This window comes from Enterococcus sp. DIV0358, assembly GCF_051713465.1.
GTDB lineage: Bacteria > Bacillota > Bacilli > Lactobacillales > Enterococcaceae > Enterococcus > Enterococcus faecalis.
This window is the reverse complement of the sequence record NZ_JBIOPX010000001.1, coordinates 329,794-352,493: the sequence shown is the minus strand read 5'-3', so window position 1 is coordinate 352,493 and position 22,700 is coordinate 329,794. Positions and strand designations below refer to the sequence as shown.

General features: G+C 39.5%; 23 protein-coding genes. 4 read left to right on the top strand and 19 right to left on the bottom strand.

The genetic code is table 11. The features are described 5' to 3' along the window. Positions 1-125 precede the first annotated feature (125 nt). The 5 genes from IGK70_RS01810 to IGK70_RS01790 all read right to left on the bottom strand — a co-directional run bounded on the left by IGK70_RS01810 (position 126) and on the right by IGK70_RS01790 (position 4,848). A complete protein-coding gene (locus tag IGK70_RS01810; RefSeq protein WP_002355354.1) occupies positions 126-827 on the bottom strand; it encodes an MgtC/SapB family protein in 702 nt (233 codons plus the stop codon). Between the two features lie 95 nt (positions 828-922). Beyond that, entirely contained in the window at positions 923-1,624 is a 702-nt protein-coding gene (gene nagB / locus IGK70_RS01805; protein WP_002379080.1) for a glucosamine-6-phosphate deaminase, read from the bottom strand. Between the two features lie 129 nt (positions 1,625-1,753). Next, positions 1,754-2,962: an LCP family glycopolymer transferase gene (locus IGK70_RS01800; RefSeq protein ID WP_002383706.1), complete on the bottom strand. Its 1,209-nt coding sequence runs from the start codon at positions 2,960-2,962 to the stop codon at positions 1,754-1,756. A gap of 149 nt (positions 2,963-3,111) precedes the next feature. Further along, positions 3,112-4,092: a diaminopimelate epimerase gene (dapF, locus tag IGK70_RS01795; RefSeq protein ID WP_002367903.1), complete on the bottom strand. Its 981-nt coding sequence runs from the start codon at positions 4,090-4,092 to the stop codon at positions 3,112-3,114. A gap of 147 nt (positions 4,093-4,239) precedes the next feature. After that, positions 4,240-4,848, bottom strand: a complete 609-nt coding sequence (locus IGK70_RS01790) for a superoxide dismutase (protein WP_104855979.1) — start codon at positions 4,846-4,848, stop codon at positions 4,240-4,242. 193 nt (positions 4,849-5,041) lie between these two features. Here IGK70_RS01790 and IGK70_RS01785 point away from each other — a divergent pair, with 193 nt between their 5' ends. Continuing rightward, the gene (locus IGK70_RS01785) at positions 5,042-5,851 is read left to right on the top strand and encodes a DUF1189 domain-containing protein (RefSeq protein WP_104855978.1); all 810 of its coding nucleotides are present in this window, start codon (positions 5,042-5,044) and stop codon (positions 5,849-5,851) included. Positions 5,852-5,977: 126 nt separating this feature from the next. Here the strand turns inward: IGK70_RS01785 and tnpA are convergent, their stop codons facing one another. From tnpA to IGK70_RS01745, 8 genes are all read right to left on the bottom strand, one after another. Further along, positions 5,978-6,433, bottom strand: a complete 456-nt coding sequence (tnpA, locus tag IGK70_RS01780; RefSeq protein ID WP_000063801.1) for an IS200/IS605 family transposase — start codon at positions 6,431-6,433, stop codon at positions 5,978-5,980. A 330-nt stretch (positions 6,434-6,763) separates the two neighbouring features. Further along, complete coding sequence (locus tag IGK70_RS01775; RefSeq protein ID WP_002363016.1) at positions 6,764-7,183, bottom strand: PTS sugar transporter subunit IIA; 420 nt, start codon at positions 7,181-7,183, stop codon at positions 6,764-6,766. A 9-nt stretch (positions 7,184-7,192) separates the two neighbouring features. Beyond that, the gene (locus tag IGK70_RS01770) at positions 7,193-8,182 is read right to left on the bottom strand and encodes a serine hydrolase domain-containing protein (RefSeq protein ID WP_104855526.1); all 990 of its coding nucleotides are present in this window, start codon (positions 8,180-8,182) and stop codon (positions 7,193-7,195) included. Positions 8,183-8,194: 12 nt separating this feature from the next. Next, positions 8,195-9,085: an N-acetylmuramic acid 6-phosphate etherase gene (murQ, locus tag IGK70_RS01765; protein WP_002409113.1), complete on the bottom strand. Its 891-nt coding sequence runs from the start codon at positions 9,083-9,085 to the stop codon at positions 8,195-8,197. 14 nt (positions 9,086-9,099) lie between these two features. Beyond that, positions 9,100-9,951: a MurR/RpiR family transcriptional regulator gene (locus IGK70_RS01760; protein ID WP_002355339.1), complete on the bottom strand. Its 852-nt coding sequence runs from the start codon at positions 9,949-9,951 to the stop codon at positions 9,100-9,102. Between the two features lie 16 nt (positions 9,952-9,967). After that, positions 9,968-10,444, bottom strand: a complete 477-nt coding sequence (locus IGK70_RS01755; protein WP_220421674.1) for a PTS system mannose/fructose/N-acetylgalactosamine-transporter subunit IIB — start codon at positions 10,442-10,444, stop codon at positions 9,968-9,970. 30 nt (positions 10,445-10,474) lie between these two features. Then, positions 10,475-11,293, bottom strand: coding sequence for a PTS system mannose/fructose/sorbose family transporter subunit IID (locus tag IGK70_RS01750; RefSeq protein ID WP_104855525.1), 819 nt, complete (start codon positions 11,291-11,293; stop codon positions 10,475-10,477). Then, entirely contained in the window at positions 11,286-12,089 is an 804-nt protein-coding gene (locus IGK70_RS01745) for a PTS mannose/fructose/sorbose/N-acetylgalactosamine transporter subunit IIC (RefSeq protein ID WP_438775152.1), read from the bottom strand. The genes IGK70_RS01750 and IGK70_RS01745 overlap by 8 nt, the downstream gene beginning before the upstream one ends. A gap of 169 nt (positions 12,090-12,258) precedes the next feature. Here IGK70_RS01745 and IGK70_RS01740 point away from each other — a divergent pair, with 169 nt between their 5' ends. Then, positions 12,259-13,029 (top strand): sulfite exporter TauE/SafE family protein, encoded by a 771-nt coding sequence (locus IGK70_RS01740; RefSeq protein WP_189656411.1) that lies wholly within the window; start codon positions 12,259-12,261, stop codon positions 13,027-13,029. Positions 13,030-13,072: 43 nt separating this feature from the next. Here IGK70_RS01740 and IGK70_RS01735 read toward each other — a convergent pair whose 3' ends face one another. Further along, positions 13,073-13,474, bottom strand: a complete 402-nt coding sequence (locus IGK70_RS01735) for an organic hydroperoxide resistance protein (protein ID WP_002355332.1) — start codon at positions 13,472-13,474, stop codon at positions 13,073-13,075. 220 nt (positions 13,475-13,694) lie between these two features. Between IGK70_RS01735 and IGK70_RS01730 the strand changes: the two genes are divergently transcribed. Continuing rightward, entirely contained in the window at positions 13,695-15,221 is a 1,527-nt protein-coding gene (locus tag IGK70_RS01730; RefSeq protein WP_104855964.1) for an AMP-binding protein, read from the top strand. 251 nt (positions 15,222-15,472) lie between these two features. Beyond that, complete coding sequence (locus IGK70_RS01725; RefSeq protein ID WP_002355326.1) at positions 15,473-16,171, top strand: glucosamine-6-phosphate deaminase; 699 nt, start codon at positions 15,473-15,475, stop codon at positions 16,169-16,171. Positions 16,172-16,227: 56 nt separating this feature from the next. Here IGK70_RS01725 and menC read toward each other — a convergent pair whose 3' ends face one another. The 5 genes from menC to IGK70_RS01700 are packed head-to-tail and all read right to left on the bottom strand — an operon-like array spanning position 16,228 to position 22,698. Beyond that, complete coding sequence (gene menC / locus IGK70_RS01720; RefSeq protein WP_002373222.1) at positions 16,228-17,331, bottom strand: o-succinylbenzoate synthase; 1,104 nt, start codon at positions 17,329-17,331, stop codon at positions 16,228-16,230. After that, positions 17,332-18,156, bottom strand: a complete 825-nt coding sequence (gene menH / locus IGK70_RS01715) for a 2-succinyl-6-hydroxy-2,4-cyclohexadiene-1-carboxylate synthase (RefSeq protein ID WP_002373220.1) — start codon at positions 18,154-18,156, stop codon at positions 17,332-17,334. It lies immediately after the preceding gene. Then, positions 18,144-19,877: a 2-succinyl-5-enolpyruvyl-6-hydroxy-3-cyclohexene-1-carboxylic-acid synthase gene (gene menD / locus IGK70_RS01710; RefSeq protein ID WP_002373218.1), complete on the bottom strand. Its 1,734-nt coding sequence runs from the start codon at positions 19,875-19,877 to the stop codon at positions 18,144-18,146. The genes menH and menD overlap by 13 nt, the downstream gene beginning before the upstream one ends. Next, on the bottom strand, positions 19,877-21,244 hold the full coding sequence (locus IGK70_RS01705; protein ID WP_002373216.1) for an isochorismate synthase: 1,368 nt from the start codon (positions 21,242-21,244) through the stop codon (positions 19,877-19,879). The genes menD and IGK70_RS01705 overlap by 1 nt, the downstream gene beginning before the upstream one ends. Then, positions 21,241-22,698: an o-succinylbenzoate--CoA ligase gene (locus tag IGK70_RS01700; protein ID WP_002373213.1), complete on the bottom strand. Its 1,458-nt coding sequence runs from the start codon at positions 22,696-22,698 to the stop codon at positions 21,241-21,243. The genes IGK70_RS01705 and IGK70_RS01700 overlap by 4 nt, the downstream gene beginning before the upstream one ends. Positions 22,699-22,700: the final 2 nt, after the last annotated feature.

Below are 22,700 nucleotides of genomic sequence, written 5' to 3'. Positions count from 1 at the left end.
CAATCATAACTCTTTTGTAATCTTTTTGAAATATTAAACTTAAAAAATCAGTCCTAGGTCCTAGAAGAAAACCGCCATAAGCATTTTAACTTATAGCGGTTGTCATTAATTATAAATAGATGTTTCTACACATTAATCAATCGTAATTTTGTTACATTATTTGAAACAGATAGATCTTCGATAACATCGGCATACGTTAGGCCTTTAGGTAAATCAATAGTATAGATATTCGTATAGATTTTTGTATCATCCACCCAAGAAACATTGAAATTCACATCATAAATTTCAATATGTTTTTCTTCAAAATACTGATTAATAAATTCTTTGGTTTCTTGTTTATGTTGATAGCGAATTTCTAATTTTTTGATTGTTGGTACGTGAATAATTCGTTTGACAATGGTTAAGGCAAATAATACACCGATAAAACTTGTTAAGGCAATCGTATAGTAGCCCATGCCCACCGCGATCCCTAAACCAGCAACGGTCCATAGTGACGCTGCTGTCGTCAATCCGGTGACACTTTGTTTCGTTACAATGATGGTTCCAGCACCTAAAAAGCCGATTCCACTTACAACTTGTGCAATCAACCTTGCTTGATCTGAACGAATGACCCCCGTCAAAGCCGGATTAGCTAACGCATCTTTCAATGCATTGATTGCAATTTGCGACTGAATTAACGCAATAATAGCCGCGCCCATACAAACTAAAATGTGAGTGCGCATCCCTGCTGGGCGATTCTTATATTGTCTTTCAAAACCAATTGCGCCACCCATCACCATCGCTAGGACTAACCGTAAAATAATTTCTGGAATTGTTAGCTGTAACATCCTTTTCACCTCTTCTTCTATTACTTCCAGTATAACAAAAAAAGAACTTGAAACATAAGGAAATCCTTATGTTTCAAGTTCTTTTTCATCAACGATTATAATTTACTTGCAGCTGCATCATCAATGATTACAACAACATCTTGATGGTTTTGTAATGCACTTGCTGGCATGTCTGTTGTTACTGGTCCGTCAATCATTCCTTTAATGGCCTCTGCTTTTGCTTCGCCATAAGCCATTAAAATCATTTTTTTACCTTTCATGATTGAGCCAATCCCCATAGAAACAGCACGTGTTGGGACATCTTCTACTTTGTCAAAATAACGTTTGTTTGCGTTGATTGTTGATTCAGTCAACTCAACGACATGTGTTAAGCTATCTAGAGGTGTGCCTGGTTCGTTGAAACCAATGTGTCCATTTTGACCAATACCTAAGATTTGGATATCTACTGGATGTGCATCGATAATTTTTTCATATTCTGCGGAAGCAGCATCTAAATCTTCTGCTTTACCATTTGGTACAAATGTTTCTTTAAATGGTTTTTTGTCGAATAAGTGTTTGTTCATGAAATAACGGTAACTTTGCTCATCTTCGCCACCTAAACCAACATATTCATCTAAGTTTACAGAAGTCATTTCTGTAAAGTCGATATCACTTGCTGTCATTTCTTTATATAATGTTTCTGGTGTACTACCTGTTGCTAAGCCTAAAACTTTCGCACCATTGTTCATACCTTCTTTAATTAATTCAAACGCTTTTTTGCCGCCTTCTTCTGCATTTGCTACACGGATAATTTGCATTTTGACACGCTCCTTACGGTTTATTTTGGTATAGTCCAATTATAACACTTTCTGAAAAAAATTTCTAGAATAAAAGAAAAAAACTTCTATTTCCATCAGAAATAGAAGTTTTCGAGCTTGTTTAACAGATTAATATTGTGGTGCGTTGGGATCCACATACGTATTTGGATCAGCATAAGCGTTTGGATCTGTGTACGTATTTGGGTCAACGTACGTATTCGGATCGTAGGCTCCTTCTGCTGCTTGTTGCGTATTGCCGTTGTATTCTGTTTGACCGGCTGTGGTGTCCGCTGTGCTACTCGAACTAGTAGAGCTATTGGCACTTGAATCACCAGATTCACCAATCAGTGCAGTATCTGTAACAGCATAGCTAAACTGATTATAAAAGGCTAAATCTTTTTCACGTTCAGAAGCATGTTCTTTTAAACCAAGTTGTTTTCTAAGTGTTGTTTGTGTTTTGTATAAACTATTTGGATCTAGGACTTGATAATAAATATCATCAATAGTTGCACTGTATCCTTGTAATTGTTCAGAGTCAATTGTTTTAAAGGCAGACAAATATTTTGATTGGATGTCCATCATGTCATCCCAAGTTAAGTCTGTTTTTACATTGGCTTCAACAGCATCAAGAATTTTTCGATATTTTGAAACACCGTCAAAACTCATGACTTTGCGCACAATTTTCTCAACAACTTCTCGTTGGCGGCGTTGACGACCCACATCTCCTTCAGGATCTTCGTGACGCATCCGCGCATAAGCCAAACCTGTCGTGCCATCTAACTTGATTTTACCTGCTGGAACAGTAATACCGTCCAACGTAAATTCACCAATCGTATTATCTACTTCAATACCGCCTACCGCATCAATCAGGTCTTTTAACCCTTTCATATTGATGGATACATAGTGATGGATGGGAATATCCAGTAATTCTTGGACTGTATTAATCGCCATTTCGGCGCCACCAAATGCATAGGCATGGTTCAATTTGTCTTGTGTGTCATTTCCAACAATATCTGTTAGAATATCTCTATCCAAACTGATCATTGTGGACTTGTTTTCTTTCGGGTTGATGGTTACAACCATTGTAGTATCTGAACGACCTTGCTCTGTTCGGCCTAAATCGCCTGTGTCAATCCCCATTAAAAGAACAGAGAATGGTTCTTGCGCATCAATATTGGCCGTGGCTCCTTTATTGGACTTACGGTTAACTGATTGATAGATCCCATTAATTGTTGAATTGGCATCTGAATACATCTTAATCCCGTAAGCACATACCCCAGCTACTACCACTAGCAAGACGCTCAAGAAGCCCAGTACTACTTTTTTCCATAGTTTCATAAGACACTTCCTCGTTTATCTAAGAATAATTCTTAATTCATGCCCTTTATTTTCTCATAGTTTGCTTATTCAAGCAATATTTTTTATTTTTTGGAACAAGAACTTAACACAATTGTAAAATAAAAGAGCGCTTTATCAAGGAACAATTGTTATTTTTGAGAAAGTGTTTGCAGAAATTCTTGATAATGTTTTTGTTCATTCGTTTCAGTGATAGTTATTTTCTCAAATGCACCATTTAGTAAATCAGTCAGTGATCCTTCAATCAAATGCGTAATCGTGGCATTCCCAATTAATTCCATCCAATAACTGCCATCAGACGTTTCGTGGACGACTGTTTTCACCATACCTCCAGCATTTTTGACGGTTATTTCTTCATAAAAAACACCATCTTTCAATAACGTATAAAGTAAACTACTTGCGCACATAGCTGTCCCACAAGCACTTGTAAAACCTACACCACGTTCATACGTTCGAACAAATAGTTGATTTTTGCCAAGAATTTCAACAAAACTCACATTTATCCCTTCTGGAAAATATGGATTTTCATTATTTACATAGGAAGCGATTCGTTCAAATTCTGGACCATTTAAGGTTTCGTGATCCACAAATGCTACAAGGTGCGGATTAGGCACTGCTACCGCTGTAAAGCGAATGGTTTTAGATAAGGCTGGTACAATTTCATCAATTAATGTTTGGACCCCTAAATGCATTGGGATAGTGACTGCTTCAAAACTTACTGGTGAAATTTCCACTTGGTAAGTCGCCACTTCTTCAGCTAAATTGGGGGCTTGACGTACTTTCAAATCTGCAAACATTGTTTCAACTGTAAATGATTTTTCTTGGTTTTTTTCAGCTAAATAACGGGCAACCGTACGCAAGCCGTTCCCGCACATGCTTGCTTCACTACCATCGCTGTTAATCACTCGCATTCTAGCATTGGACGTGCCGTGAGTCCCTTCTCCTACCAAAAGTAACCCATCTGCTCCCGCCAATAATCCTGTTTCCCGCGAACATAACTGGATGCGCAATTGCTCAATTTCCTCAGCGGTTAAAGAGCGCTCAAACTGTGTTTCATCCAATAAAAAGAAATCATTTTCTGACCCGTGTACTTTTTGCATCATAACATTCATTTTTTTAGCTCCTTCTTTATGTATCCGTTATCTTTCCCTACTTACTTTAGTATGCCATAAACGAACAACTATTTCGACCCTGGATTTGTAAAAGGAAAGAGTCAAATGACAGCCGTCATTTGACTCTTTCCTTCACAATTGGCAAACTTATTTTTCTGCAGCAAAAAGTTCGTTTACTTTATCCCAGTTAACAACGTTCCAGAATGCTTCAATGTAATCTGGACGAACGTTTTTATATTTTAAGTAGTACGCATGTTCCCAAACGTCAAGACCTAAAACAGGTGTTTGGCCATCCATTAATGGTGAATCTTGGTTTGGTGTTGAAGTGATTTCTAATTTACCGTTATTCACAACTAACCAAGCCCAACCTGAACCAAAGCGGCCAGTTGCAGCTGTTTTGAAAGCAGCTTTCATTTCATCAAAGCTACCAAATGTTTCATCGATTGCTTCTTTAATAGCGCCAGTTGGTTGTCCACCAGCATTTGGTGCCATAATTTCCCAGAAGAATGTATGGTTTGCGTGACCGCCACCATTGTTACGAACGGCTGTGCGGATATCTTCAGGAATAGCATTCATATCTGAAATTAAGTCTTCTACAGATTTTTCGCCTAATTCTGGATGTTTTTCAATCGCTGCGTTTAAGTTAGTCACATAAGTGTTGTGGTGTTTATCATGGTGTAAGTGCATTGTTTCCACGTCAATGTAAGGTTCTAATGCATCATAAGCATATGGTAATTCTGGTAATGTGTAAGTCATTTTTTAAATCCCCCTATTTTTTAGTATGTAACATACGTCTTTCATACAACTATTATGATAACAGAGTGAACCGCTTTCTACAAAATAGTTTGCTTGCCAAAAGAAAAGTTTTACAAAAGAGGGAGATTACCTTGTGTTTCCCTCATAAATTCGCTAGAATGACCTGTAGAAGAATGATGTGAGGAGTAAATAAATGAATACATTGCAATTATTTAAGCAGGCCTTTTTTTCAGTTTCAGAATTACGGCATGCGAAAAAAATGGCGTTTTGGAAAGTAATTCTCTATGCTGTTTTTTTAAGTGCTATTTTAGCACTACCTATTACCAAACAAGTCTTTTCTGTGCTACAAGAGGTGCAACAAGATGGCCAAAAAATTGCAGAAAAGTTGCCTGACTTTTCTATTGAAAATGGCACGTTGCAAACAAAGGCCAAAGAATCTGGTTTTATTTATCAAACCGACTCGATTATTTTTACGTTTGATCCAGATGGAAAGCGTACAGTCGCTGATGTCCAAAAGGATTTAATTGGTAATGCGTTTGGTTTGGCTTTTTTACAAGATGAATTTGTAGTCGCCTTACCAAATTCAGGCGCAACTGAATCAATTCTAGGCACCGACCAATTTATCTTCCCCTATAGTAAAGGAACCTTAGATGGAGTTAACGCTCAGAGTATCAAGACTGCGCTAAGCGAAGCAGCAATCCCTTGGTGGACAAAACTCATTGTCTTTTTAGTGGCTATCTACCCTGTTCTAATCGGTTTAGTTTTAGACTTACTGATTGCCGCTATCGGTGCATCTCTCTATTCAAAATTACGTTTTTATTCTTTACGTTTGATTGATTGTTTAAAAATTATTACGTATTGTGCTACCGTGCCAGTTATCTTAAGTGCTATTTTAAACTTCGTAAATCCGATGTTTAACGATGGCATCCTAGTTATTTTATTGAGTCTATTCTTTTTCTTTGTCACAACCAAAAACGAACCGCGGAATATCCCTGGTTCTTAAGTAAATATCCACCCGCATAGCGGGTGGCTTTTTAATAGCCCTAGAAGGGCTCGCTACCTGCTGCTCCCTTTAAGGGAGCTTTTTTTAGAGACTGCCAACCGCTACCATTCTATTCTTATCTAGTTGTTACTTCCTAAATGGATCTTTATACTCTCTTTTGTTTATACTATCCCTTATTCGATCTTCTGCTTCTTGTTCTCGTATATACTTAGCTATCGTTTTTTGGTTCAATCCTACAGTGCTCACATAATAGCCTTTTGACCAAAAGGATCGATTTCCATAATTGTATTTTAAATTCGCATGACGTTCATGAATGATTACTGCACTTCTTCCTTTTAAGAAACCCATAAAACCTGATACACTCAACTTCGGCGGAATTCTTACCAACATATGGATATGGTCGGGCATTGCATGCGCTTCAATGATTTCGACTTCTTTCATCTCACACAATTTCCTTAGTATTTTCCCTATATCTCGCCTCAATTGACCATAGATTACTTTTCTTCTATATTTTGGTGTAAACACAAGATGATACTTACAATTCCAACGAGTATGTGCTAAACTTTTATCGTCGTTCGACATTCAAAAACTCCTTTCGATTTGATAACGGTTGGTAGCCTTTATCTATTATATCGAAAGGAGTTTTTATCGCTAAAGCTCTGGCCTCCACGCGCAGTACGCGTGGTTTTTTTGTCGAAATCTCTTTAGAGATTTCGACTGACTAAAGTCATTAAAAAAGAGCCTGGGACAAAAATCACTTTGGATTTTTGTTCCAGGCTCAAAACCTGATAAACGGCGGGAACAGAATCAACTCCTTCGGAAATAAGCCGAAATTCTCCAAAAATTAAAAAGCAATTTTCGGAAATTCCTTCTTATTTCTCGGAGCTAAACGGTTCCGTCCCGACCTCTTTCCTATTCTTCAAATTCTTCTTCATCTGTTAATTCAGGTAAGTCAATCGTGGTCACCGCAGATTGGCCAATTTGCGTTAAATATGCAGCTAATTCATCCACATTTTCCACAGGTGACACGGCTGCTTCAATTGCCATTGCTAAATTAAGTCCGGCGACCACTCGCAATTGCGGATAAGTGCCCATGGCCATCATAGCCACATTACAAGGTGTTCCTCCTTTTAAATCAGCTAATACAAGCGTCGGGACATTGCCAGCTTCTTTTAAGATTGCTGCCAGTTTTGCTTGCGTGCCGCTCAAGCCATCTTCTGCGGTCATTGACACAATCGCAGCATCTGCTAATTCCCCGACAATCATTTGAGTAGAAGCTAAGGTTTCTTCTGCCATCCGTCCATGGCTCATTAAAATTAATTTTGGTTTCATCATATCCTCCTAAAAATACTGCTGATAAATTTTTGTTCGTGCTTTCAGAAAGCCACGTTCTTCACGAGTGGGATGAATCCGATTCGTCAACAAAATTAGGGCTTCTTTGGTCTCTTTTTTCATACCAATCGCCGTTCCAGTAAAGCCAGTATGATACAAATAGTCTGCCCCTGCTTGCGTCTTTTTCACTTCCCAACCAAATGTACGTCCCCCTTGATTCATAGACCAGAGAGCAGTGAACATTTTTTCAGAAAATAATGGTTTGCCAGACGGGTAGCGATTGTTCATAAAACACTGAACAAAAGTGAGTAAATCTGGTAAAGTTGTAAATAAACCTGCACTGCCGATTGGCGCTTTCAGTTGATAGGCTTTCGAATCGTGGACCACCCCCTGAATAACGCCGCGTTGTTTTGTAATCTCTGTGGGCACTGCCTGGGCAAAATCGCTGACCGTAAAACTTGTATGCTGTAGGTTCATTGGTTGAAATACATATGTTTGAAAGCTCTCTTCTAATGAGCAGCGATCCAATACTTGAATAATTTCTCCCAATAAGTAATACCCTAAATCAGAATAAATGGTTTTCCCTCGTTCAGATAACGAATGCGTCAAAATAATTTCTTGCAAGCTTTTTTTTGTGACATTTTTCTTATCGACAACATCAGCTGGCAGTCCGCTCTGATGCAGTAGAAGCTCCCCAATCGAACAAGATAGTCCTTGATAATCAGGTAGGATTTCCCCCACAGTGGTTGAAAAAGCAAGCTGATTTGTATCGATTAATTGTAACATTCGACTTGTTGTCCCAATAACTTTCGTTAAGGACGCTAAATCATACAGGCTAGCTGATGAAACCTTTTGTCTTGCAAATGGACCAGTATTACCTAAAAAGCCCGTATACTGTTCTGATAAGCTATCTTCTGTGATCGTCCCCCAAGCGACACCCGGAACGACTTGCTGATTAATCAGTCTCTGAATTGTTTCTTGAATTGCGATTTGATTCATTGTTCACCACTTCTATGCTAAAACTTCTGAAATCCGTCCGTCATGATCTGCTAATAGTTGTTTGGCTTTTTGAAAATCAACGTGGGCTTTCGCCATTACAATGGCTGGTGCCACTTCTAGCTGTGCTGCCTCCAAGTATTCTTTGGCTTGCGATTCCTCGATTTCTGCTGCTTCTTTAATGATATTCGTGGCACGTTGAATTAATTTTTCGTTCGTTGGTTGTACGTTGACCATCAAATTTTGATAGATATTCCCTACTTTAACCATAATCCCTGTTGAAAACATATTTAACACCATTTTCTGTGCTGAACCCGCTTTCATTCTAGTTGACCCTGTAATGACTTCCGGTCCTACAATTGGCGCAATCCCAATTTCCGCCAATTGATTCATCGGACTTTGATTATTACAGGTAACTGAGATGGTTAGAGCGCCCACTTTTTTTCCGTATTCAATTGCGGAAACAGCATATGGTGTCCGACCACTAGCAGCAATCGCAATTACGACATCTCGGGCGGTCAATTGATGTTGCGTTAAATCTTCGATAGCTAATTCTTTCGAGTCTTCAGCGCCTTCAATTGCTTGATACATTGCTTTTTCACCACCAGCTAAAATACCAAATGCGCGTTCTGGCGACACACTATATGTGGGCGTTAATTCAATCGCATCCAAAGCCCCTAAACGTCCAGACGTTCCTGCACCACAATAGATTAAACGGCCCCCTTTTTTAAATCGTTCTGCCGCTGCATCAATTGCTGCAGCAATCTGCGGAAGCACCTTTTCAATTGCTTGTGCTACCTTTTGGTCTTCTTGATTTATTAAAGTCACCATCTCTAATGTTGACACTTGGTCAATCTTTTTAGTCGCTTCATTTCTGGCTTCTGTCGTTAATCCTTCTAAGTTCATTTGCTTGCACACCCCTACTTCTCTTTTAGACGGCTGACAAGTTGACTCGTTTCAATCATATTTCGTTCGATTTCTGTGTCTAAATCATCTTGAATTGAACCTAAATACAGAACATCGCCAATTGCCATTGACGAAGCAATCGATGAAATAGCCCCCACTCGAATGAGGTGCTCATTATTGGGGACTAAAAGAACTTCATCGCTCAATGATCGCACGTTTTCTCCATCGTTACTGGTAATAAAAATAACCGTTGCGCCTCTATTTTTGGCAATTTCACAGGCGATTAAGGCTTCTTTTGTCAAACCACTATAGGAGACCGTGATCAAAATGTCTTGTGCCGTTGCATAATTTAAAAACTCCAACATCATGTGACTATCATAATTAAAAATTGCTTGGCGACCAGCGCGGTTAAACTTGTGATAAAGATTATAAGTCGTTAAAGAAGAGGCACCAATTCCAACCAAATGAATTTTTTCCGCTTTTTTAACATGCGCGATTGCTCGTTCCAAGGCTTGTTTATCCACTGTATAAAATAAATCCTCAATCGTAGCATTTAATAAAGATTCCACTTTCATACAAATAGTATCCACCGAATCATCCGCCGCTACAATTGGATCAATATCTTTTTTACCGTTACTGGCAGCTTGTACCGCTGCAATGGATAGTTTTAACTCTTCCCAGCTGTCAAACCCTAATTGTTTAGAAAAACGGGTAACTGACGCCGGAGAAGTTTCGCTATTGCTAGCAATTTCGTTTGCTGTTAATGAGAGAAGACGGGTCGGATCCTTCAGTATATAGTCTGCGATTCTCTTATTTACTTTGGAAAAGTCCTTATATTTTTGTCTGATTGAACGGATTGGCTCCATCTTCTCATCTCCATTTCTATTTTATGAAAGTTAAAATTGCTTCGTTTGGTTCAGAGGGGATCATCTGTGCGGTAATAGTCACCCCATTATCTGTTAAACGACGAACGGTTTGAATATCTTCATCGGTTAATGCAACAGATTTTTTAATTGCTCGACTGCCTTCTTTTTGAGAAATATTGCCGACATTGAAGCTCTGCAACGGAACACCGCCATCAATTAAAGCCGCCATATCTGCAATGTCTTTCGTAATTAAAAAGACTGTTTCTTCATCATAATTGCCTGCTAAAATTTTTTCAATCGCTTTACGTTTTGATAAAATGGATAATTTAACTCCTGCAGGCTTAGCCATTTTTAAGGCACCAATTTGTAATTGATCTTTGACAGCGGCATCATTTACTACCATGATTCTTTGTGCGCCAACCGTATTCGTCCAAACGGTTGCAACTTGTCCGTGAATTAAACGCTCATCTACTCTTGCATGTACAATTGTCATAATAAATCTCTCCTATTATATACTATTTTTTTAAAATAAACCGCCAACCCAAGCCAACATTGGTTGTAAATTGCCTAAAACCATGCCAATTAAAATTAAAACAAAGATTAGCCGTGTTGAATTCATTTTCTTTTTCCCTAGTAACCAATAGGATAAAAGAACAATCCCTAAAGGAATTAATGCGGGTAAAATTTTATCCAACATTTCTTGAACAGATAATGTTACATCTCCCATTTTATAAGTTAAATCTAATTTGTAAGTAATTACCGAAGGAATCAAACCGCCGACCACTGTTAACCCTAAAATGGCTGCACCTTGCGTAAACAATTTCATTTTATCCGCAAATTCTGTCGCAATTTTTTTCCCTTGATGGTAACCAATCCAAGTAAATTTATAGCGAACCCATAGGACCACTGCTCCGGCAATTAACGGGATCAGTAACCCAATAACCTGGCCCCCTTGCGCCATGTAAGCTGCAATCGAAAAAACAATCGCACGATAAATCGCGATAAAAATGGTATCACCAACACCAGCAAACGGACCCATTAGACCTGTTTTCAAGCCAGTAATGGCCGTTTCATCTTCAATGCCGACTTCTTCTTCCAAAGCCATATCAGCTCCGACAATTAAATGCGACATGGCTGGCGTTGTATTCATAAAGCCAAGATGTGTCTTCAAGGCTTTCTTCATAGCTACTGGATCTTCACTGTATAGTCGCTTTAATGCAGGCATCATCACCCAAGCGTAACCAAGTCCTTGCATTTTTTCATAGTTCCAGCCCCACTGATAGCCAAAAAGATTACGGACGTAAACTTTATTAATATCCTTTTTTGTTAATTTGTTAGTCATCAATCTCAACCTCCTCATCATCTTCGTAAATAACCGTGCCACTTGTTGTAGCTGCGCCGCCTTTGTTATGATTCATCACATAAATCGCTGCTAAAGCCAAGCCAACCAGTGCGACACCTAAAACTGAGAAGAATTGGGCCCCATAAGCAAGTAACACGAGCCCAATAATAAAATAAGGCCAGTATGTTTTAATTGGCAAGTACCGCATTAAAATAGCAATCCCCATCGCTGGTAAAATAGCACCTGCTGCTTTTAACCCATTCATCACCCAAATAGGAATCCAATTATTGATAGCGTTTACAACTTGTTCACCAAAAGCTAGGCCAATAAAAACTGGGATGACACGAGAAATCGTCCAAGGAAAAATTCCTAAAACATTGCAGCGCTCGACCCCTTTATAATTGCCTTCTTCCGCATAGCGATCTGCTTTGTGTTGGAAAAACGTATTAGCCATTCTGCCTAAAATATCTAGTTGTGTTAATAATAACCCAATCGGAACCGCAACTCCGATACCATACTCTGCCCCTTTCCCTGAAATGATTGCATAAGCCGTTCCCATAATGGCCCCCGAAAGAAAGTCTGGGACTGTTGCTCCTCCATAAGTCGCTACGCCTAATGTCATCAATTGAAGCGTTGCCCCAATCATCAAACCTGTTTGAACATCTCCTAAGACTAGGCCAGTAAACGTTGCAGCAAACAATGGTGTATATGGACCAATCTGAATAGAAATTTGGTCAAGTACACCAACAACTGTGTAAAGACATAAAATCAAAATAATACCAATCGATACTGTCATGCTTTCTCATCCTCCTTGAATGCGTTTTCTTTTTTGTATTTGTAGAATACCATTAAAGAAATATCATTTCAAGTTCTTTTTAAAAATATTTTTAAATGAAATTTCATTTCTTATATAATTTTTGTGCTATACTAAAAGAAAACGGTTTAGGAGTGATTATGTGCGGGTTTTGCTGATTTATTTCATAACTATTTTTCTATCCAATACAGTTGGGGCGCTCTCTGGGATGGGTGGAGGCGTCATTATTAAGCCTGTTTTGGATTTTCTTGGGTTCCATTCGTTAAATAGTATTGCGTTCTATTCAAGTGTCGCTGTTTTTGTCATGTCCATTTCTTCGACTTATAAACAGTATCAAAATGGTGTCCAAATTGAATGGAAAAAAGCCGCGAGTATTTCGTTTGGTTCCTTAGTCGGCGGTATGTTGGGTGATTTACTTCTTAATCAGGCGATTGCACTAGCGCCAAATGAAGAAAAAGTACAACTAATCCAATATATCATCATGTTGGTGACCTTGGTTTTGGTTCTTCTCTACAATCAATTTTCCAACTGGCACTTACACCTCAACGGATTGAGCATTTTTCTGATTGTCGGATTAGGCTTAGGGATTCTGTCAACCTTTTTAGGCATCGGTGGCGGTCCCATTAATGTAGCTTGCCTTATTCTCTTTTTTGGAATGGATATCAAATCAGCAACTGTCTATTCCATCATTACTATTTTTTTCTCCCAACTCGCCAAACTTGGCAATATCGGCTTGACCACAGGGTTTGCGGTTTTTGATTTGACAATGCTTTGGGCTATTATTCCTGCCGCTTTATTCGGTGGTTATGTTGGCGGTCTTTTCAGTAAAAAATTATCTCAACAACGGGTCGCCCAAATTTATAGTTTAGTTGTTTTTTTAGTTATTTTGTTAAATATGTATAATTTGTGGACTGTTATCTAAAAAAGAAGCGCTTTGTCGTATAGACAAAGCGCTTCTTTTTTAATTAAATCACTGTTAATTTAACATCTATATTATTTCTTGTTGCTTTAGAATATGGGCAAATTTCGTGGGCTTTTTTAACAAGTTCTTCTGCTTTAGCTTGATCTACCCCATCAATATGAACTTCTAATTCAGCACCAACGCTAAACCCATCTTCTCCTTGGAATAAGGATACACGTGCAGTTACTGTACTTTTACCTTCGACTTTTTCTTGATCCATCACTAATTCTAATGCACCGTTAAAGCAAGCACTGTAAGCCGCTGCGAATAATTGTTCTGGATTTGTTGTATTTTCTTTCTTGACACCTGGCGAAGCAACCGCATAAGAAAATGATTTATCCGGTGAGTGAACTTCTCCTGCACGTCCACCCGTATTAATGATAGTTGTTTCATAGATTTTTTTCATGTAAATTCCTCTCCTTTGTAAAGTTTTACACTTCTGAGAACTTTTTACTTACATAATTATTGTAGGAAACTTTGCCAGATACAGCAAACGTTGTGCTTGTGAATAATAAAAAATAACATTTAACGTTGTATTTTTGACGTAGAAAAAGAACCCATTCTATGATAGGATAAAGTGAACTTGTACATTTGTACACAAACTATTTTACAAAGGAGACTTTCCCTTGACACACTTACTTGATTATCAACCATTAAACCTCTACACAAACTATCAAGAAGCCGCAGAAAAAACACCAACTGTTCCAATTATTTTTGATGAATCTTTGCCTGCTTTTCCTGCACTTGGCTTAGAAACAACTTATGGTGAAAGCCATCAAGAAATTTTGAAACGGGCATATCAATTAGCCGCTTTAGGTGTAAAAAAAGGCGACAAAATTATTATTTATAAAAGTCCTAAATTCGACACGTATTTACTAGCTGTTGCAGCCTCATATCTAGCCGCCGTTCCTGTAATGGTTTCATATCATTTACCTTTTGAAACAATTGAAGTATTCGTTGATCGTTTAGAAGATCCTTATATTTTATTTGATGATGTGACTGCTGAAAAAGTTGAAGCTGTTCGTAACAGCTCTGCCAATAAAAAACTTTCGGTTGCTTCTCTTTTAGAAGCTGATGCCACGGAAGTTCCTCAAGACGAACTGACTAAAGACGAAATTGCCTACATGACCCACACCTCTGGAACAACAGGTATTCCTAAACTTATCTGTCATTCCAATCACTCTATGGGTTGGCGTACAAAATGGCAAAAAACCATTTTTACAAAAATTGCTGAAAAGAAATTAGTTGGCTTTCATATTTCGCCAGTTCATTCTCGTTTTAACATTGGCGTGTCTTCTTTAATGGCCATGGGCTTCCCTATGATGCCTTTAGCAAATGCTTCGAGCGAAAAAGTCGCTGAAATGTTCAGCACCTATCAACCAATCGCTGTAGAAACACACCCCAATAACTTCGTTCAATGGGTTCGTTTGACCAAAGAAAAACCTGAAGCTTTCGCTAGTGTCCATTATTATCATTCTACTTTTGATGCAATTAACAACGCTACAATGGTGGCTTTCTTAAAAGCATCTGCTGCCAATGAACCAATTTTCCTACAAGTTTATGGACAAAGTGAATGCGGGCCAATGATCTTACGAGCGCATACTTTAGACTCCCTAAAAGATTCAGATGCTCGTGACATGGGTGTTGGTTTAGAGGATTTAACACAAGCTCGAATTACTGATGAAAAAGGACAAGTTTTACCTGCGATGACGGACGGCCATATCCAATTCTTATCAAAAGGACGGGCCTTAACATATTACAAAGAAGATGCCCGCTTTGCAGAAAATGTCTACGGCGAATGGTGGGACAGCGGCGATTACGGAATGTTAGATGAACGCGGCCACTTATTCTTGAAAGATCGCCAAGTAGATCTAATTGAAAACATCGACAGTAATTTAGCTATTGAAGATCATTTATTGGATGCATTAGATTTCTTAGAAGAAGTGATTATTGTCCGTGGCAAAGAAAATGAACCTCAGCCAATTTTAGCGGTTGTCCCTGGGGAAGAAATGGATTGGGACGCTTGGTGGACACAGGTAGCCGATTTACCACATTTAAACGAACCTATCATTATGGCTTTTGACGAAATCCCTCACACAGCTACTATGAAAGTGCAACGTTTACAACTAGAAAAATGGTTAAAAGAACAATAAAATAAAATTCTTTGTTAAACAGTGTTGGTCAAAAGAACGTTTAGACCAGCGTTGGAGCAAGTGGAGCAGAAAGCTAAAAAGTTAACTCGTTGTAGGTTATCTTAAGTTTTAAAAAGAGGAGCAGCCATCGTTTTGACGGCTGCTCCTCTTTCTTTTGCCTACCGTTAATTAAATCCTTTTTGTGAAGAGCTTGACATGGGATGGTTCCCACAAATTATACTTAGCTTATTCAAAGAATGGAGTGAGCAAGTATGAAAATTTTAATTAAACAAGATTTCGACACGATGAGCGAATGGGCAAAAATGTTACTTCTAAGCACGATGAGCCAAGATAAACGAGTGAATTTATCAATTACCGCTGGTAAAACGCCAGCACTTGTTTACCAAAAATTAGCCTCGATTGTGAAAAATTCATCTGACTTTGATAATGTTCATTATTATAACTTTGATGAAATCCCCGTTCCTCATCAAAAGGAAGGCATTACTCTGACAGATTTGCGGACGCTGTATTTGACACCTGCGGAAATATCCGAGCAAAACATCCATCCATTAACTGTTGAAAACTTTCAACAACAAGAACAACGGATTGCTGACGCAGGCGGCTTAGATTTGATGTTAATTGGCTTAGGAGCAGATGGTCATTTTTGTGGGAACATGCCCACTACCACTCATTTTAAAAACGAAACCTATCAAGTGACCGTCACTGGTTCAGAGCCTTGGTTTGTTCCTGAAATGATGCAGCCAGGCATGACCTTTGTTACGATGGGGCCAGCCAGCATCATGAAAGTTAAGCATCTTGTCCTAATTGTAAATGGTGAACAAAAAGCTCAGATGGTCAAACAAGTGCTCCAAGGACCTGTCACAGAAACGTATCCTGCCTCTATTCTTCAACTCCATCCAAATTTAACGGTTCTCTTGGATGAAGCCGCAGCGAGTCAATTAGAAAAATAAAAAATTGCGCCTAGATTATGCTTCTCTGCATAGTCATAGGCGCAATTTTGTTATCATTACATGATTTTTTGATACTGACTGTATTTTAGCAAATTCGTCTGGGAAAGTGTAACACCAATACCAAGTCCCTGAGGCACGGTCATTGTCCCTTGCTCTAAAATAAAAGGTTCCGTGATGATATCTTCATAAAAATAGCGTTCCGTTGCTGAAATATCACCTGGAAAGGAAAAGGTAGGCTGTGACGCAAATTGCAAATTCAATGCGCGACCAACACCAGACTCAAACATACCACCTAACCAAACCAATAAATCATTTTCTTGGCAAAATGTGGCAATCTTCAACGCCTCGTGAATCCCACCTACACGAGGAATCTTCAAATTGATACTACGGCAACTGCCCAATGCTAACGCCACTTGGCAGTCTTTGAGACTACGAATATTTTCATCCAAACAAATTCTTGTCTTCAGTTCTCTTTGTAATTGTGCGTGATCTAAAAAATCATCTGCAGCAAAAGGCTGTTCAATCATCGCTAATTGATAGTGATCTAAACGTTGCAATTGAGGCAAATCTGCCAATGTATACGCTGAATTTGCATCGACCATTAAAGGCAAGTTAGGAAAATGCTGACGAATCAAAGCAACGGGTTCCACATCATAACCGGGACGAATTTTCAGCTTCACTCGTTGATACCCTTTTTCTACAGCTAACTGAACTTGTTTAAGTAATTGAGGTAAGTCTTCTTGAATCCCTAAACTAATCCCTACAGGAATTTTCCTCCGCGTTGGTCCAAAAAATTCAGTTAAACTCTTCTGTTGCCGTTTGGCATATAAATCCCAGATGGCAGTTTCTAACGCAGCTTTTCCCATCCAATGTCCTTTAACTTCTTCAAAAATTGTTGAAACCTCTTGCGGCTGTTCAATCGCTTCTGTTAAAAGTAACGGAATTAAATGCTGTTGGATGATGAAGCGTTCGGTTACCAACGTTTCTTGCACATAATCAGGTTGCTCAAAAGCCACTAATTCGCCAAACCCTTGATTTCCTTGCTCATCTGTTATTACAAATAGATCAAACGCTTTTTCTTCCAGGCGACCATAGCTCGTGACAAACGGCGTTTTTAAAGGCAAACGAACCTGATAGGTTTCAATTGATTGAATGTTCATTCAGATAGCTCCTTCCAATAACGCTGTCACCTTTTCATAGAAAATCGTTGGTTGTTCTAAATGGATACAATGTCCTGCTTCAGGAAAAATTGTCAGCCTCAACAACGGTTGACGTACCTGCATTTTTTTCGCAATCCCAATAAATTTTTGATCTTCGCCGCCTACCAATAAATCGGTAGGAATCGGCTGCAATTCTGCTAGACGTTCCCAGTAACTCTCTTGCGCTCCTGTCCCCATATACCACAAACTACTAGCCAATCCAAAGGCCGATTGGCTCAAACGTTCCTGCCGAATGGCCATTTGCTGTGCCACAGACAAGGCTTTTTGCGTTTGAAATAACGGTAATTCTTGCCAGAAATCAATAAAATCCACAAGCGGTTCCTCTAAGAGACGTTCCGCCAAACGATGATCTTGACAGATACGAGCCTGACGTTCTGCGGCGGTGGCCAAACCTGGTGATCCACTTTCCAATAAAAGATGCTGTACCTTTTGTGGATAATGTAATGCAAAACCTAAAGCTGTTCGAGCGCCCATTGAATAGCCTAATAAACAAAAGCAAGGCAAATTTAGCGATTCGGTTAGTTCAGCAAGATCATGGCAAACCTGTTTCATGGTATAACGCTCTGGTGCTACCAAACTAGCAGTCGCGCCATGCCCAGGTAAGTCAATTCCTAAAACGTTATAAGGTGTTTGACTGGGAAAAACGGCTGCAAACGTGGCTAACGTTCCTGTGAAACCGTGTAAACAGACTACTGTCGTTCGCTTTGCATCAAAAGGTGTTAACCATTGATAATGGTACTGCATCCCCCGAATTAACCGTTCCATGAAATCCCCTGTCTTTCTACTCGTCTACCAATTTCAGCTAAAATTGATTCGTACAAATGAACATTCTCTTGGCGATTTCCTTTGACTTCTATCACTTGAAATTGTGGTTCTTCAGCCGCTGCTTGTAAAATTTGCTTGAGCTCCGCGATTGTTTTGACTTCTTGGTACGAAGCACCGTAAAGTTCAGCAACTAACGAAAAATCTAAATCAAGCGGTGTTCCAAATAAAGGCTCGAAATCGTCCTCACGTAAAGTTCGTTGAGATAGAAAAGAGAAAATCCCGCCACCATTGTTATTTAATAAAACAATTGTTAACGGCAACTGATAACGTTTAGCCAAAAATAAACCATTCATATCATGATATAGCGCTAAATCACCAATCAGTAGAACGTTTTGCTGTGTCGGTGCTACGGCACTCATTCCTAAAGCAGTTGAAACAATCCCATCAATCCCGTTGATGCCGCGATTTCCAAACATCCGATAAGGGCGACTATCCATAAATCGATCTAAGTAGCGGATAGCCATACTATTAGATACAAATAACTGACCGTTCTCTTTCATTGTTTGGTGAACAGCTAAGCTGGCTGTTGTTTCATTTAATTCTGTCGCGTTCAGCGTTTCTAGAAGAACTTCAGAGACCGTTTTTTCCAGCAGGAGCCATTGTGCTAACCAAGTCGCTTCTGTTGGTTTGACAACCGTTAGCAATTGTTCTACAAACGTAGTTTCCTTTGCCTGAATAACTGTTTGTGATTTTTTCAATTGCTCTTGCCATTGCCCATTTTCGTCCACAAAATAAAAAGCAGTCTCTGTCGTTGCTAAGCGTTTCAACCATAACATGATGTTTTTAGAAATTGGCAGCGAACCAAAACGCACTACCACTTCTGGTTCTTGTGGCAAGGTCGCCACATTTAGAAACAGATCACTGTGTGCAATAACAACTTCACTATTTTGACCATGTGTCACAATGTTTGCTAAAGGATCCGCTAGTAAAGGCCATTTCAAAGCTTCGGCTAATTGAATAAATAACGCCGCTTCTTCCTCTGTATGACTGCCACCGACAACCAAGACGCCGTTTTTCTGGTACCATTGATCCGCTAACTGTTGCACTTGTTCTGTAGAAAGGATTGATTGACCAGCGAATAAAGCCGTTTGTTGAGAACTCTTTGTTTTTCTCTCTAAGTCAGGTAATAATGGTTCCCGCAAAGGAAAATTCAAATGAACAGGTGCTGCAGGCGTTTGTTGCGCGAAAGCTGTTCCTTTAGCGCCTTGCCAATAGGCGTAATTCAACATCTCTTCTGTTGCTTCTGGCAAAGCCATTTCAACAAATAATTTCACATGATTTTGATACATTTGTAATTGGTCCATGGCTTGAGGAGCGCCAACTTGACGTAACTCATGCGGCCGATCCGTTGTTAAAACGACTAAGGGTACATGGCTAATATTGGCTTCACAAATTGCTGGATAATAGTTTGCAGCTGCTGTTCCAGAGGTACAAAGTAAGACCACTGGTTTTTGACTCGCTTTACTTAATCCTAAAGCAAAAAAAGCAGCGGAACGTTCATCGACATCGACAAAAGTTTGGATTGCGGTTTCCCGATGAAGTAATAAAGCCAGTGGTGTGGAACGGGACCCTGGACTAATGACTGCTTGTTCAACCCCACTATTTTTTAAGCCTTCAATAAAGGCTATTAAATAATCGGTCATTGTTTCTTGATGATTCATTAAACCTGCCCTCCAATTCCTCGTAACATCGGTTGAAATTTTATTTTCGTTTCTTCTCTTTCTAGCTCTGCTTTGGAATCCGCAACAATACCACAACCTGCATAAAGAACGCCTTGCTGACCAGCAAAGACACCTGAACGCAAGGCCACAGCAAACTCGCCACTATCATCATTCCCTGAAATCCAACCGATTGGCGCACCATATAACCCACGACTCCCTGGCTCATATTGTCGAATCCATTCGACTGCCAACTCTTTGGGCTCACCGCCTAAAGCTGGCGTTGGGTGTAGTTGCATCACACTTTCCAAGAACGAAATTCCCGGCTTACGTTGACCCGAGATTGGCACATAAAGATGTTGTACATCTCGATTTTCCAAAATAATGGGTGCTTGAATACTGTTTTCAGAAGTCGTCATCTTCGCCAACTCTTTCGCTAAACGTTCCACCACAATTTGGTGTTCTCCGGTATTTTTGCGGTCTTGTAAAAGTTGTGCTCCTAAAGTTTTCGTTTCTTCTGGTGTTTGACCCGTTTTAATGGTTCCTGCAATACAAGCGGTCGCAAACGTTTCTTTAGTACCCAACAGAAGTCGTTCTGGTGTTGCACCAATGAAACTTGTGTCTTTGGCTTCTAAAGCAAACAAATACGTATTTTGTTGTTGTGCCATTAAATTAACGAGCACTTGGTTACTTCGAATTTTTTCAGGACTGCTCACAGCAAGTTGTCGAGCCAAAACCACTTTTTTTAAAGGGCCATCTTCTCTTAAGACTGCTACGGTTTCGTTGACAGCTTGTAGCCATTCAGTCACGGCAACTTCTTCCTTGTCAATCTTTGTTTCCGCTACAGCTGGCAACTCCTCACAGGTAGCTAACAAGCGATCAAACTGAGCCACCAAAGTCGACCAACGTTCCTCGACTTCTTGTTCACTAGAACCTGAAAAGTTCAGCGTTCCATAAATACGTGAACCTGAAAAAGTAAATAGAATACTTGGTAGATAAAACCAACCTTCCCCTAACTCTCCCCAGGCCTCAGTAGGCGTTTGTTCTGTATCAAAAGGCAAACCGCCAAACAGAAGAGCCCCCGTACCAGAAATAGACATATTTTGAAAACGAGTTGCCGCCTCTTTTTTTAAAAAGTTGTTCAATTGATGCGTTTCTGTTTCTGCGCCTTTTAAGATAGTTTCATATCCGAAGCCAACCAAAGCAAAATCTTTTTTCGGCGTTTGCCAAAAAAAACGTTCTCCTTGGTATGCCTTTTCACCAGCGGCAAAAATTGCCAAGGCTGTTTGTTCTGTTTCTAATGGAAAAACCCAACTGAACTGACGGGCATTCTTCTGATAGGCTTGTCGTAATTCATCAGGCAATTTCATCTGATTAAAAACGCCTCTCTTTCTTCTGTCATGAAACGATGTTTGGCAATCTTTCCACTCGCTGTTTGCGGGAAAGAATGACAAAAATAAATGCGTTTCGGTCGTTTATATTTTGCCAGTTTTCGTGAACACTGGTCTTGAATTTGCGCTAAGGTGATTTCTTGGTCACTAATCACATATGCAACTGGGACGGCTCCCCATTGCGCATCTGGTTCTCCTACAACTGCCGCTGCTTTAATTCCTGTTATCGCCTGTAACACCTGTTCAACCTCAGTGGGGTAAATATTTTCACCACCAGAGATAATGAGTTCACTTAAACGACTAACCAAATACAGGTAACCTTGTGCATCTAAATAGCCCATGTCGCCTGTTTTAAACCAACCATCTGCTGTCCATTTTTCAGGTTGACGATGGTTAAGGTAACCTGAAACAACGTTTGGTCCCTTAAGTAAAATTTCCCCGACTTGCTTTTCTGGCTGTTCTTGTCCTAGTTCATCAACAATTTTGATCTGCATATCTTTTAACGGTTGCCCAGCAGAGCCGATTTTCAGTGCCGCATCTTCAAATTTCAAGGCAACAACTTGCGAACACGTTTCCGTCATCCCATAAGATTGAATGACTGGAATCCCTTTTTCCTCACACTGCGCTAATTTATCCGGTGCAATCGGTCCGCCGCCCAATAACATTCCTTTAAAGCTGACGCTGTAGCCAGCTTCAGGATAGACAGACAATAATTGTTGTAACATTGTCGCAACCACTGAAATGACGGTTCCACGGCCTTCTTGTAAATCTTGTGTCACTTGCTGTTCATCAAATTTATCGTAAAGGCGAATACTACAACCTAAGACGAGTTGTCGAACAACAATCGACAATCCGCTAATATGAAATAATGGGACTGCACACAACCAACAATCTTCAGCAGTAATCCCCATATTTTCTTGAGTGCCTCTAGCACTGGCCAGATGATTTTTAAACCTTTGCAAGACCCCTTTAGGCTGTCCTGTAGTTCCCGATGTATACATAATAGAAGCCACCGACTCTAAGTCACTTGGCTGTTGAAACTCCTGATGTGAAAGACTATGCTGTTTTTTAATCATTGGCTGAACGTCGACAAAAGAAATTTCTTCTAACAAAGCCTGCGTTTCAGGCGCACCAATAATCGTTTTAACTTGCGCATCTTTTAACTGAAAAGTCAGTTCAGCAAGTGTCAAATGCGTATTTAAAAATAATAACTCTTTCCCCAATTCCCATAAGGCTAGAATTGAAAAATACAACTCTTTGCTGTTCTTACTGAATAAAGCCACACGTTTTTCTTCTGGTGCAAGCACCTGTTGATATGTGGCTACCCAATGGCTGACTTCTTGTTGCACTTCTAAAAACGTCCAAGATTCATCCTGAAAATAAAAAGCAGGATGATCGGGACGTTTTTGTACTTGTTTATTTAACCAAGTCATTG